This window comes from Pilosibacter sp. NGB245 (assembly GCF_057397225.1).
This window is the reverse complement of the sequence record NZ_CM171584.1, coordinates 386,545-401,096: the sequence shown is the minus strand read 5'-3', so window position 1 is coordinate 401,096 and position 14,552 is coordinate 386,545. Positions and strand designations below refer to the sequence as shown.

8 protein-coding genes are annotated in these 14,552 nt (G+C 50.5%); 1 reads left to right on the top strand and 7 read right to left on the bottom strand.

The window, feature by feature from the left end; all coding sequences use genetic code 11:
- Positions 1-92: 92 nt before the first annotated feature.
- The 7 genes from ACXMYH_RS01735 to ACXMYH_RS01705 all read right to left on the bottom strand — a co-directional run bounded on the left by ACXMYH_RS01735 (position 93) and on the right by ACXMYH_RS01705 (position 9,768).
- On the bottom strand, positions 93-1,484 hold the full coding sequence (locus tag ACXMYH_RS01735) for an ATP-binding protein (protein WP_215702169.1): 1,392 nt from the start codon (positions 1,482-1,484) through the stop codon (positions 93-95).
- Positions 1,481-2,146 (bottom strand): response regulator transcription factor, encoded by a 666-nt coding sequence (locus tag ACXMYH_RS01730; RefSeq protein WP_405579083.1) that lies wholly within the window; start codon positions 2,144-2,146, stop codon positions 1,481-1,483. The genes ACXMYH_RS01735 and ACXMYH_RS01730 overlap by 4 nt, the downstream gene beginning before the upstream one ends.
- A gap of 148 nt (positions 2,147-2,294) precedes the next feature.
- Complete coding sequence (locus ACXMYH_RS01725) at positions 2,295-4,073, bottom strand: Na/Pi cotransporter family protein (RefSeq protein ID WP_118530258.1); 1,779 nt, start codon at positions 4,071-4,073, stop codon at positions 2,295-2,297.
- Between the two features lie 509 nt (positions 4,074-4,582).
- Positions 4,583-5,476 carry a S8 family peptidase gene (locus ACXMYH_RS01720; protein ID WP_118298300.1) on the bottom strand — a complete coding sequence of 298 codons (894 nt, stop codon included), beginning with the start codon at positions 5,474-5,476 and terminating at the stop codon, positions 4,583-4,585.
- Positions 5,477-6,068: 592 nt separating this feature from the next.
- Positions 6,069-7,343: a diaminopimelate decarboxylase gene (locus tag ACXMYH_RS01715; protein ID WP_118530260.1), complete on the bottom strand. Its 1,275-nt coding sequence runs from the start codon at positions 7,341-7,343 to the stop codon at positions 6,069-6,071.
- A 123-nt stretch (positions 7,344-7,466) separates the two neighbouring features.
- Positions 7,467-8,903: a pyruvate kinase gene (pyk, locus tag ACXMYH_RS01710; protein ID WP_118530262.1), complete on the bottom strand. Its 1,437-nt coding sequence runs from the start codon at positions 8,901-8,903 to the stop codon at positions 7,467-7,469.
- 1 nt (position 8,904) lies between these two features.
- Positions 8,905-9,768, bottom strand: coding sequence for a rhomboid family protein (locus ACXMYH_RS01705; RefSeq protein ID WP_015552362.1), 864 nt, complete (start codon positions 9,766-9,768; stop codon positions 8,905-8,907).
- Between the two features lie 397 nt (positions 9,769-10,165).
- Between ACXMYH_RS01705 and ACXMYH_RS01700 the strand changes: the two genes are divergently transcribed.
- The gene (locus ACXMYH_RS01700) at positions 10,166-14,488 is read left to right on the top strand and encodes an acyl-CoA dehydratase activase-related protein (RefSeq protein WP_486555401.1); all 4,323 of its coding nucleotides are present in this window, start codon (positions 10,166-10,168) and stop codon (positions 14,486-14,488) included.
- Positions 14,489-14,552: the final 64 nt, after the last annotated feature.

The following is a 14,552-nucleotide window of genomic DNA, read 5'->3' as shown; positions in this document are numbered from 1 at the left end:
CAAGCGCGGACTTTGGCTCGTTGTTCGCGTAAATCATAAAAAGTTGCCGTACGCGGACACTCACTGCACGCGCACGGCAACTGATCAAGTTCTCACTCTTCCGTATTTTCCTTCTGTTCTTCCTGCTGCCTTTCTTTCTCAAGCTCCTGCTGCTTCAAAGTCTCCGAAAAATCCACCCGGATCTCCGTTCCTTTTCCTGCCTCGCTCTCCAGGGAAAGCTTCGCACCGTGCTGTGCCACGATATGTTTGACGATCGCAAGGCCAAGTCCCGTACCGCCGGTCGCCTTCGAGCGGCTCTTATCAACACGGTAGAAACGCTCAAAAATCCGCTCCTGATGCTCCGGCGAGATCCCGATCCCGGTATCCTTTACAGAGAGGAAGGTATGTCCGTTCTCCGTTCCCGTCGTCACCGTCACCGATCCGTCCTTCTTGTTATAACGGATCGCATTGTCGCACAGGTTGTAGATCAGTTCCTCCATAAGCTGCCGGTCCGCAAAGACAGGGGCAGCCCCGCCGCGGACGCTGATCGTCACATTCTGCTTCTTCGCGTTCATCTGGAGCATGTCCACGCATTCCTTTGCAAGCGGGAACAGATCCAGATCTTTATACTCCACATCCTTTTTCCCGCCATCGAGCTGGGAAAGCTGGATGATATCGTTGATCAGTGAGAGTAGTCTCGATGCATTCTTGTGGATCTCCGCGGCGAACCGCTCTGCGTTGTCCCCGGCCATCCCATGTTCGATGAGCTCCGCGTATCCGGAGATTGCCGTGAGCGGCGTCTTTAACTCGTGAGAAACATTTGCCGTGAATTCCTGGCGCACCTGGGAACTTTTTAAGATATCCTCATGCTGCTGCCGGATCTTGTTCATAAACGGGACCAGCTCCTTGTAGGCAGCCTGCGTCCCGGGTTCCGAGAGATTCTCCGCCATCTTCTCGATCGGTGCCACCAGATTCTTCGTAAAGTAATTGGACATCAGGATACAGAAGAAGAACAGGAGCACAAACACGCCGACAACTGTCAGCATCATGTTCTGGGTCAGAGCAAAAATATTGTCGCCTTCCCTTGCGATCCGCAGGATCCGGCCATTGTCCAGACGGATCGCGTAATAGAACATGTTTTTATCCAGTGTGGTCGAGCGGCGGGTATCGCTTCCTTCCCCGTTTTCCAGCGCCATATGGATCTCCGGACGGTCCTCATGGTTCTCCATCGCGGTAAAGTCCGCATTGCTGTCAAAGATCACATTTCCGCTGGCGTTGATCACCGTGATGCGCAGCGTATCGGGATTCAGATCATAGGCATCCGGGTGCAGATCCGAGATACTGTCAAAGATATGCATATTTTTCATGACAAGTGCATCCGCCTTCAGATCCCCGATCACCTGTTTCTGATAGACCCCGTAAAAAACGAATAAAACACACAGCAGTGTCAACAAGATTGAAAACACTGCCGTGGCAAGAAGTTCTATATGGATTTTTCTTTTCATTCGATCATGTACCCCACATTTCTCACTGTACGGATCATGGAACCCGCCTCGCCGAGTTTCTGTCTGAGCGTCCGGATATGCATATCCAGAGTTCTCGACTCTCCTTCAAAATCGATGCCCCAGACACGCTCCAGGATGATCTCACGCGTCACAACGATCCCGGCATTGTGGAGCAGCAGCTTTAAGAGTTCATATTCCTTGAAGGTCAGGCTGCATGGGGCATCCTTCACATACACCATGTGCTTCTCATCATCCAGGAAGATATCCCCCAGGGTCAGGAACTTGTCCTCCTCCATCGTTCTTCTGAGCACCGCCTTCACTCTCGCGATAAGCTCCATCACACCGAACGGCTTTGTCAGATAATCATCCGCGCCGACATCGAGTCCCTTCACCTTGTCGATCTCGGTGCTCTTTGCCGTCACCATGATCACCGGAAGTTTCTTCGTCTCCGGGCGGCGGCGGAGCTTCGCTACGATCTCCAGTCCGTCCTCATCCGGCAGCATGATGTCCAGGAGGACAAGATCCGGCTGCTTCTCTTCCAGCTTTTTATAAAAATCATGAGCGCACTCAAAGCCCTCTACCTGATATCCGCTGTTTTTCAGTGCGAACATCTCAATTTCCAGAATATTTTTATCATCTTCCACTGCATAGATCAGAGCCATGTTCTTCTCCTCCTGTCTTAATTTCTGTCATTTTCCGTCATCGGCCTGATTCAGATCATGATTTTTATTTCACGATCCATAGTGCCGGGCAGCTATGCGTTCCCACGGCATACCGCCCTTTTCTCCTACTATCTTACTACACATTTTCCTAGACTGGAAGCGCGTATTTATCACGATACTGTTCCACCATCGCCGCAAACTGCGGATCTCCGTCTCTCTTTAAATTTTCCAGATATCCGTGGGCATCAAAACCATCGCGCTCGATCTCGATCACGCTGATCGCGATATTGGAACAGTGATCGGAAACACGCTCCAGATTCATAGAAATGTCAGAGAGGACAAAGCCCTGCTCGATCGTACATTTTCCCTTCTGGAGTCTCTTGATGTGATTTGCCTTCACCACGGTATTGATATCGTCGATGACTTCCTCTAACGGCTCCACCTTTGACGCCTCATCCGTATTATTCGTCTCGAACGCATCAATGGACATGTCCAGGATCTCCTTGACGGCATCTAAAAAGATTTCCAGCTCTTTGTCTGCCTTGCTTGAAAAATGCATCTCTTTCTCTTGCATCTCCTTCGCGGAATCCTTTAAATTCATGCCATGATCGGAAATACGCTCAAAATCACCGATGCAGTGAAGGAGCAGGGATACCGTATGGCTGTCGTTTCTGGACAGATTTTTTCCGCCGAGCTTTACCATATAGGTTCCGAGTTCATCCTCATAACGGTCTACAAGGTTCTCCAGCGCCTCCACGCGCTCTGCCTTTTCTTCTGAAAATTCCTTTAAAAGTTCTACTGATGTAAAGAAGCATTCCTTCGCCAGCTTTGCCATCTGGATCGTTGTCTGACGGCACTGCTCTACTGCGAAACCAGGAGTGTCGAGGAAACGCGGGTCGAGAAGACGGAACGCACTCTTTTCCTGCTCTGCGACAGGAACTTCCTTCTTCTGCTCATCCGGGATCGTGAGACATGCCAGTTTTACAAGTCCGTTGCCAAACGGAAGGAGCAGGATTGTCGCCGCAATGTTGAAGCTGCTGTGGATCACTGCGATCCCCATCGCATTTGCCGCTGTATCGAGGAACGAAAAATGAACGACCGCATTGATCGTGTAAAAGACGATCATAAAGATCACGGTGCCAATAATATTAAAGTACAGGTGAACAAGCGCTGCACGTCTCGCATTTTTGGAGGCGCCGATACCGGAAAGCATTGCAGTCACACATGTTCCGATATTCTGTCCCATGATGATCGGAAGAGCCGTGCCGAAGTTGACTGCTCCCGTTGCACATAACGCCTGAAGAATTCCGACCGATGCGGAAGAGCTCTGGATGATCGCAGTGAGGACAGCTCCGGCGATCATTCCAAGGACCGGATTTGAGAACATGGTCAGGATCCCTGTGAATTCCGGTACATTCGCAAGCGGTTTTACAGCACCGCTCATGGTCTCCATTCCGGTCATCAGGATCGCGAAGCCGATCATGATCGTTCCAGCATCTTTCTTCTTCTCCTTTTTGGAGAACATGATAAGGCAGACACCGATGAGTGCAAGGGCCGGTGAGAACGATGTCGGTTTTAAAAGACGTACAAAAAAGTTTCCGCTCTCAATTCCTGTAAGGCTCAGGAGCCAGGAAGTAGCAGTCGTTCCGATGTTGGCGCCCATGATGATGCCGACCGCCTGCGTCAGCTTCATGATACCCGAGTTTACAAAACCTACGACCATGACGGTAGTCGCGGAAGATGACTGGATCACCGCTGTGACTCCGGCACCTAAAAGGACCGCCTTGATCGGATTTGATGTCAGTTTTTCAAGAATTCTTTCCAGTCTGCCGCCGGAAAGCTTTTCGAGACCATTTCCCATGGTCTCCATTCCGTAAAGGAACAGCGCGAGCCCGCCAAGCATCGTCAATACTCCAAAAAAGTCCATAAAATTCCCCTCTTCAAAATTTTGATCATTCATTAACTTTTTACATTTCTTTCTTACCATGTATCAGAATATCAAGGAAATGTAAAATGCTTGACAGGGATTATGTAAAATCTGTGTAAAATTGTGTTTAAAAAATGAGATGTTTTTATACTGGAGTCGATTGATAGAATCTGTAGATTATGGTAGAATTTTCTCATGGTGTCACCATAACGGTAGGCGGTTGGTCCCCGAATTACATAGAACCTGTAAAGGAATCTTATGGAAAGGAGGGGATGCCATGAGCATTATTGATTTCATTGCGGTCGTGAGCTTCGGTCTTGCTTGTTTCGGACTGGGGTATACGCTTGGAAAAGATACTGTAAATGCAAAAAAATAACCGCCCCGACCTAGCAAATCGAACGGTTATTTTTTTACTTAATGTCTAGGATCACCCGTCTATCGGTGACACCTCTTTATAAACAATATAACATACTCGCAACAACATTTCAATATGTTTTCGTTTGCTATCTTTATCTCTCAAGCATTTTCCCCACATCCAACAGTCCCCATCCCTGCTGGTTTCTCGGCAATCCGATATCCACCGAACTTTCCCGCAGTCTCAGTTTCACATCCTTATTTGACATGTCCGGAAAGCGTTCCAATAAAAGAGCGACAGCTCCGGAGACGATCGGTGTGCTCATGGAAGTGCCGCTCTTGATCGTATACTTGTCGGCTCTGCTGGAGCAGCTCACAACGCTGCAGCCCGGTGCAACGAGATCCGGTTTGCAGATGCAGGCCGCCGTGGGGCCGCGGCCGGAATAATCCACCATCCGGTTTCCACCGACCAGTACCTCCCGGTCATCGTCCGAACAGCCGACCGTGATCACCTTCCGGCTGATCCCCGGCGTCGTGATGCTCATGGTCCGCGGCCCATTGTTTCCGGCCGCCACCACGACCACAAGCCCGGCGTCCCATGCCCGGTTCACGCCTTTCACGAGGGCGGAATTCTCACTCATCCCGCGTTTCGAGCAGGCGCCCACCGATATATTTAAGATCCGGATGCCAAGCTGTTCCTTTCTCTCCAGAACCCAGGAGATCCCCGCCAGAACATCCGAAGAATAGCCATTTCCTTTTCGGTCCAGGACTTTCACCATGATAAGATTACACCCCGGTGCGATCCCGCTGTACCGCCCGCCGGACATTCGCCCGCTGCCGCCGATGATCCCGCAGATATGCGTCCCATGCCCGCAGTCATCATACGCAAAATTCCGCCGGTTCACCATATCCGCGAAACCGGTCACCCGGCTGTCAAAATCCCGGTGAAGAAAGATCCCGGTATCCAGAACGGCCACGCCGATCCCCTTCCCGGAAAGCCCCATCCGATATGCGCGCTCACAATGGATCTGATCTTTGATATGATTCACATGCAGGATTCCTCCATGCATTCTCTCTTACTTATAAAATATTCTGTCTGCCTGTTTTGTGCGCCCTGCCGCTTTCCGATCAGTCCGAATCCATCACCGGAACTTTCCGGTCTGTGCATATCTTCTGACAGCACTCCCTGTCTTTTCTTTGTTTTCCACATTCTTCAGAATTACGGTCAAATCTTAAAGAAATCTTAATAATTCATTCAAAGAATATACAATCATTTTCCGGCCCGGTGTGCTATACTTTAACCATAAGAAATGCACGAGATATTTTAAATCCTTTATCCTAAACCTTTTTGAAATTGAAATCCTAAATGATGAATCCCTGTACGAGATGTACAGGGTTTTTTCATGTCTTTTTGTTCTGGCAGACCTGACACCCACAAGACAAAGCATGATTCTCTATTGCCCATGCGGTCACCTGAAACCGGTCCCAATTTCGCGTAAACAACAAGAGACGGTACCGTTCACCAGGAACCATACCGCCTCTTTTTTCTTTTAACTGACCGCCTGTCATTTTTCAGATCCTGCCCGCCGGCATGGATCCGGCCGCACACCATCTCATATGATCAGGCTTTTCTTTTTTCCCTTACACGTTTCTGACATTCTTAAGAATATCGCAGAAATCAAATGTAGCAAAGTAATCCTTCGGAGTCTCTGCACGGCGGATCATCTGAACGCTGCCGTCCTCCTTGAGGAGAAGCTCTGCGCTCTTTAACTTTCCGTTGTAGTTGTAACCCATCGCGAATCCATGTGCACCCGCATCGTGGATGAATAAAAGGTCACCCATATCAATCTTCGGGAGCATGCGGTCGATCGCAAATTTATCGTTGTTCTCGCAGAGGGAGCCTGTCACATCGTACTTGTGATCACACGGCTCGTTCTCCTTGCCCATCACAGTGATGTGGTGGTAAGCGCCGTACATTGCCGGACGCATCAGGTTTACCGCGCAGGCATCCACACCGATATACTCTTTGTAAGTGTGCTTCTCATGGATCGCTCTTGTGACAAGCGCACCGTACGGAGCCAGCATGAAACGTCCAAGCTCAGTGAAGAGCGCAACATCGCCCATTCCTGCCGGAACGAGAACTTCCTCGTAAACTTTTCTTACGCCCTCACCGATAACCTTGATATCGTTCGGCTCCTGGTCCGGTCTGTACGGGATTCCGATTCCGCCGGAGAGGTTGATGAACTTGATGTCAGCGCCGGTCTCTTTCTTTAACTTCACGGCAAGCTCAAAAAGAACCTTCGCGAGAAGCGGATAATACTCGTTCGTCACAGTGTTGCTTGCAAGGAACGCATGGATACCGAAGTTTTTCGCGCCCTTTGCCTTTAAGATCTTGTAAGCCTCCGTGATCTGGGCCTCCGTCATGCCGTACTTCGCATCACCCGGATTATCCATGATATCAGTTGTTACCTTGAATAATCCGCCCGGATTGAAACGGCAGCAGATCGTCTCCGGGATCGTTCCGATCGTCTTCTCCAGACACTCGATATGTGTGAAATCATCCAGGTTGATGATCGCACCGAGGTCGTAAGCCAGTTTGAACTCTTCCGGCGGGGTATCGTTGGAAGAGAACATGATGTCATGACCAGAAAAACCGCATGCATCGGACATCAGAAGCTCTGTCTTTGAGGAACAGTCCGTTCCGCATCCAAGCTCCTGCAATGTTTTTAAGATGAACGGGTTCGGGGTTGCCTTTACTGCAAAATACTCTCTGAAGCCTTTATTCCAGGAAAATGCTTCCTTTAATTTCATCGCATTCTCACGGATTCCCTTTTCATCATAAAGATAGAAAGGAGTCGGATAGGTCTTTGCGATCTCTTCCAGCTGTTCCTTCGTTACAAACGGTTTCTTCTCCATGTACGTTCTCTCCTTATCAGTCAATATATTCCGCACCCTGAGACGCTCGATCCTGTGCTGTATACACCATGCACTACAGACAGCCGCGCCCGGTGCAAAGCCCGGCAGGCCGGACTCTTTCTTTTAGTCGATATTTACTACACGCATGATATTGGTGGAAGCCGCTGGCTCATGTCTTCTCGCATAATCCACAACTCCCGCAGTCACGACCGCGATATCGCCTGTTTTTACAATACCATTCTCTTTTAAAATGTCAATACTGTTCTCAATTAAAGTGTCAGTGGATTCCGCTCTCTTTGCCTGGAACGGAGTTACACCCCAGTAGAGCATCATCTTTCGGACTGCAGAGATACTCGGGGACATTCCCACAAGTTTTGTTGACGGATGCCACTTGGAAAGCATTCTCGCCGTGTAGCCGCTGATGCTCGGTGCAATGATAACCGCTGCATCAAGGGACTGTGCCGTTGCGACGGACGCATAGCTCACCGCATTGGAAATATTGTGGCGATTATCATCGGATACGGTTCTCTTCTCGTAGAAATCACCACTCATATGGGACTCGGTCTCCTCAACGATATGGGCCATCATCTTTAATGCCTCGACCGGATATTTACCATTTGCAGTCTCACCGGATAACATAACGACGTCTGTTCCGTCATATACAGCGTTCGCAACGTCAGAAACCTCCGCACGGGTCGGTCTCGGGTTACGGATCATGGAATCCAGCATCTGGGTCGCTGTGATAACGACCTTACATGCGGCGCTGCACTTTTTGATCATCATTTTCTGAAGGTGCGGAAGCTTCTCCGGTGCGATCTCAACGCCCAGATCTCCGCGGGCTACCATGATTCCGTCGCTGGCCTCGATGATCTCGTCAAGGTTCTCAAGTCCCTCAGCGTTCTCGATCTTCGCGATGATTCCCATTGAGGAACCGCCCTCATCTAACATCTGGCGGATCTCACGGATCGCGTCTGCGGAACGGATGAAGGAAGCCGCGATATAGTCGAACCCAAGCTCGATACCGAAACGGATATCTTCCTTATCTTTATCTGTTAATGCCGGAAGCTTGATCTTTACGTTCGGGACGTTTACGCCCTTTCTCTCTCCAAGCTCGCCGCCGTTCATGATCCTGCAGTAGATCTCGGTTCCCTCGACACGCTCAACATGGAGCTCGATCAGGCCGTCATCGATCAGGATCACGTTGCCCTCTGTTACGTCCTCATTTAAGCCATTGTAATTGATGTGGACTCTCTTTGCGTCACCGACGATATCCTCTGTTGTAAGGATGATCTCCTCGCCTGCTGTCAGTGTTACCTTCTTTCCGTCCTTTAAAACACCGGTACGGATCTCCGGTCCCTTTGTATCAAGAAGAGCTGCTACCGGTTTTCCAACCTCTTCCGCAACCTCGCGGAGCTGTTTGTAGCGGGCTCTCTGCTCATCGTGTGTTCCGTGGGAGAAGTTGAAACGGGCAACATCCATTCCGTTTAAGAGCAGCTGTTTCATGACCTCTCTGTCATCGCTGTTCGGTCCCATGGTACAGATAATTTTTGTTTTCTTCATGTTATGCCTCCTGATTGCTGTTTGCCTGTCTTGGATCCATCCCGCCTTTTGTTACATGTTTGTGGGTATACAGGTGGTCCTGACAGTATTCATAGTCGCCTTCGCACTTGGAGCAGTAGCGGAATACAAGATTCGGGTCATCCTCCTCCGTACGTCCGCAAACAGCACAGCGGTGGCGTCCGATCTTTTCCGCTGTCTTCTGCGCCTCGCGCATCTGTGAGTGAAAGACCTGTTTTCTCCGAATTTCCTTTGGATTCAGACGGCTCCCCCTGGACATGAAGAGGTATACGATAAAATTAAGTAAAGACATAACGATCGCAATTCTCTGCGACATGCCGCCGAAAAGGAATCCATAGACGAAGTAAAGTCCATCAAAAAGTGCCAGATACTTCGCCTTGATCGGAAGTACAAAAAACAGGTAAAACTGCATTTCCGGGAATGTGGCCGCAAATGCAAAAAACAGGGAAAAGTTCAGATAATCTGTGGTGAGAATATAGACCTGCCCTGTAATGATGTAGATCAGCAGCGCCGCAAGGACATGACCGATCACACCCATAAAAAAGTACACATTAAACCGGAAGGTTCCCCAAACCCGCTCCAGAGTCATTCCCAGATTGTAGTAAAGGTAGATCGCTATCAGGTTGAAGAAAAGACTGCCAGACGGCGGCCAGATCATAAATGTAACAACTCGCCAGATCTGTCCGTGAAGGATCGCCCTCGCATCCAGCATCAGGTACTGGATGTAGAATGCCGGTGCCATCATCTGGACCAGTACGCCCACCGCATACAGGATCACGATATAATACATGAGATTCGGAATCGCGTACCGTCCGAATTTCCGCTCCATCTTGTTCATAAAATTCATTGAAGCTTTCCTTTCCTAATAGAAATATCTATTTCTCCTACGCCCCGTATTATAATTCCCAACCGTTTCTTTTGTCAAACGCTTTATGATATCGTTACTGGAATGTCTATCCATCCCCTCAACGCATTCTTCTAAAATCTTTACACATTCTTTACAGAATTTTAACCGTTTTTAACCTCAAGATGCCAGTTCCGTCAATTGTATTTCCTTTTTTAATGTGTTATACTAGGTGCGGAATTTTGACATAACAGTTCAGCTATGTGCCGATTCCGGCAGAAAATTGTATGGCTGAACGGTTCGGCATGTTGATGCCCGCATTCCGGCTGGCTGCCTGCTTTTTGCGGACGGCTCGTTTTTTTCTGTTGAAAAGGAGGTATGGGGAGAACTCCCCGCTCGTATGAATCAATGCTATCGTCTTGGAATCGATATCGGTTCCACTACTGTAAAAGTTGCCGTGATCGACGACAACAACAAAATTTTATTCGCGGATTATGAGCGGCATTACGCCAATATCCAGGAAACCCTGGCCTCGCTTCTGAAAAAGTGTAAGGGAGAACTCGGTGAACTCTCTTTACGGCCCAATATTACAGGTTCCGGCGGACTCACTCTGTCGGGTTACTTACATATTCCATTTGTCCAGGAAGTCGTAGCGGTTGCGACCGCACTTCAGGACTACGCTCCGCGGACGGATGTCGCCATCGAGCTTGGCGGCGAGGACGCGAAGATCATCTACTTTACAGGCGGAATCGACCAGCGTATGAACGGGATCTGCGCCGGAGGTACCGGTTCCTTTATCGACCAGATGGCTTCCTTATTACAGACGGATGCTGCCGGTCTGAATGAATATGCAAAAAATTATAAGGCGATCTACCCGATCGCTGCCCGCTGCGGCGTATTCGCAAAGTCTGATATCCAGCCGCTGATCAACGACGGTGCGACCCGTGAGGATCTTGCAGCCTCTATTTTCCAGGCGGTTGTGAACCAGACCATCAGCGGTCTTGCCTGCGGAAAACCGATCCGCGGAAACGTAGCGTTCCTCGGCGGTCCGCTGCACTTTTTACCGGAGCTTCGAAACGCCTTTATCCGCACCTTAAATTTAACCGGTGACGCGATCATCGCCCCGGACCACTCCCATCTTTTCGCTGCCGTCGGCGCTGCCATGAATGCGAAGGATCACGCGGAGATCTTCTCTCTTGATAAGCTGATCGCAGATCTTTCCGGCGGCATCAAGATGAAATTTGAAGTAAAGAGAATGCAGCCTTTATTTAAGGATGAGGCAGATTATAAGGAATTCACCGACCGCCATGACCAGTACAAGGTCCGCCGCGGCGACCTCGCCACCTATGAGGGAAATGTATTCTTAGGAATCGATGCCGGTTCCACCACAACGAAGGTGGCACTCGTCGGCGAGGATGGTTCCCTGCTCTACAGCTTTTACAGCAGCAACAACGGAAGCCCGTTGGCGACCGCGATCTCTTCCATAAAGGAGATCAAGTCCCTGCTTCCGGACAGCGCGAAGATCGCCTACTCCTGCTCCACCGGCTACGGCGAGGCCCTCTTAAAGGCGGCCTTCATGCTGGATGAGGGCGAGGTCGAGACGATCTCCCACTACTACGCGGCGGCATTCTTCGATCCGTCCGTAGACTGCATCCTCGATATCGGTGGTCAGGATATGAAATGTATCCGCATCAAGGACGGCACCGTGGACAGTGTCCAGCTCAACGAGGCATGTTCCTCCGGCTGCGGTTCCTTCATCGAGACCTTCGCAAAATCCTTAAACTACAGCGTTCAGGATTTCGCAAAGGCGGCACTTTTTGCCCAGAATCCGGTGGATCTCGGAACGAGATGTACCGTATTCATGAACTCCAACGTAAAACAGGCGCAGAAAGAGGGTGCTTCCGTTGCGGATATCTCCGCCGGCCTCGCCTACTCTGTTATCAAGAATGCCCTGTTTAAGGTCATCAAGATCACTTCCGCCGGCGACCTCGGAAAGAACGTCGTTGTACAGGGCGGAACCTTCTACAATGACGCAGTCCTCCGAAGCTTCGAGCGGATCTCCGGCTGCAATGCCGTCCGCCCGGATATCGCAGGTATCATGGGTGCCTTCGGTGCGGCACTGATCGCCCGTGAGCGTTACATGCACCGTCCCCATGAGACGACGATGCTCTCTCTGGACGATATGATCAATTTGACCTACACGACAACCATGAGCCGCTGCCGCGGATGCGTAAACCACTGTGTCCTGACGATCAACCGGTTCGAGGGTGGACGTCAGTATATTTCCGGAAACCGCTGTGAGCGCGGTCTCGGCGTGGAAAAGGCAAAACGTGACATCCCGAACCTCTTTACATGGAAGTATCACAGACTCTTCGACTATGAGCCGTTGACAGCCGACAAGGCGACCCGCGGCGTTGTGGGAATCCCGCGGGTTCTCAACATGTACGAGAACTTCCCGTACTGGGCAACCTTCTTTAAGGAGCTCGGCTTCCGCGTGATGCTGTCCCCACAGTCCAGCCACCAGATCTACGAGCTGGGCATCGAGACAATCCCGAGTGAGTCTGAATGTTACCCGGCAAAGCTTGCCCACGGACACATTTCCTGGCTCATTAAACGCGATGTGCCGTTTATCTTCTATCCGTGTATTCCTTACGAGCGGAAAGAGGTTCCAGGAGCCGGAAACCACTACAACTGCCCAATGGTCACCTCCTATTCGGAGAACATCAAGAACAACATGGAGGAATTAAAGGAAAAGGACGTGAAGTTCTTAAATCCGTTCATGGCGTTCACAAGTGAGGAGATCCTTTCAAAGCAGCTTCAGGAAGTCTTTAAGAAGGAATTCGATATTCCGGAATCCGAGACGAAGAAGGCCGCTAAGAAGGCCTGGGATGAACTCGCGCAGGCGAGAACCGATGTGGAGAAGAAAGGCGAGGAAGTCTTACAGTACTTAAAAGATACCGGCAAACACGGCATCGTCCTTGCGGGACGTCCGTACCACATCGATCCGGAGATCAATCACGGCATCGCCGATATGATCACCTCCTATGGTTTCGCTGTCCTCACGGAGGACTCCGTATCCCATTTAGGAAAGGTGGAGCGCCCGCTCGTCGTTACCGACCAGTGGATGTACCACTCCCGCCTCTATGCGGCGGCGACCTTTGTAAAGACACAGGATAACCTGGATCTCGTCCAGCTAAATTCCTTCGGCTGCGGTCTCGACGCCGTGACCACCGATCAGGTCAGTGATATTCTCACCCGATCCGGTAAGATCTATACGGTCTTAAAGATCGATGAGGTCAACAACCTCGGAGCCGCAAGGATCCGTATCCGTTCCCTCATCTCCGCCCTGCGTGTCCGCGAGGAGCGCCGCTACACGAGAAATATCGTGTCCAGCTCCTACAACCGTGTGATCTTCACGAAGGAGATGAAAAAGAACTACACGCTGCTCTGCCCGCAGATGTCCCCGATCCACTTCGAGCTCATCGAACCGGCGATCCGCAGCTTCGGCTACAACCTCGTCGTTCTCCAGAACGATGACAAGACAGCCGTGGATACGGGATTAAAATATGTAAACAATGACGCCTGCTACCCGTCCCTGATCGTCATCGGACAGATCATGGATGCCCTGCTGTCCGGAAAGTATGATCTCGACCACACGGCCGTCCTCATGAGCCAGACCGGAGGCGGTTGCCGTGCGTCGAACTACATCGGATTTATCCGCCGCGCACTCGAAAAAGCCGGAATGGCGCAGATCCCGGTCATCTCCATCAACGCGAACGGTATGGAGACGAATCCGGGCTTCACCTACACGCCGTCCATGCTTGTGAAGGCTCTTCAGGCTGTTGTATACGGTGATGTATTTATGCGTGTTCTCTACGCTACAAGACCTTACGAGGCCGTTCCAGGCTCCGCAAATGCGCTCCACGAGAAATGGAAGAAGATCTGTGTCAAAGCACTCTCCACAAAGAGCGCCGGAATGATGACCTTTGTGAAAAATATCCGCGGCATCATCCACGACTTCGATAACTTAGAGCGCACGAATGTCCACAAGCCGAAGGTCGGAATCGTCGGAGAGATCCTCGTGAAATTCTCACCGACCGCCAACAACCATATCGTGGAGCTCTTAGAGTCCGAGGGCGCTGAGGCGGTAATGCCGGATCTCATGGATTTCCTGCTTTACTGCTTCTACAACAGCAACTTCAAGGCAGATAATCTGGGAATGAAGCGCTCCACGGCACACCTCTGCAACATGGCGATCTCCCTTCTCGAGTACATGAGAAAGGCCGCAAGAATTGCTCTCGAAAAGAGCACTCACTTCACTCCGCCTTCAAGGATCAAGGATCTGGCAGTGATGGCAAACGGTTTTGTCTCCCTCGGAAACCAGACCGGTGAGGGCTGGTTCCTGACCGGTGAGATGCTGGAGCTCATCAAGAGCGGTGTCAACAACATCGTCTGCGTCCAGCCTTTCGGCTGCCTGCCGAACCATATCGTCGGAAAAGGTGTCATCAAGGAGCTTCGCTACGCGAACCCCAAGGCAAACATCATCGCCGTCGACTATGATCCGGGGGCCAGTGAGGTAAACCAGTTAAACCGTATCAAGCTGATGCTTTCCACAGCTCAGAAAAACCTTGAAAAAGAGGAATATGTGGATCCGAATCTGGCGAAGACGTTAAAGAAGGTGGAAGAACTTTCTTCCAAGCGTGTCAATAAGTGCCGGTTGTAATCTACATACCATAAGCTTCTAAATACAAATTCGTCTCAGTCGAAAACTGACTTCCACTGAGACG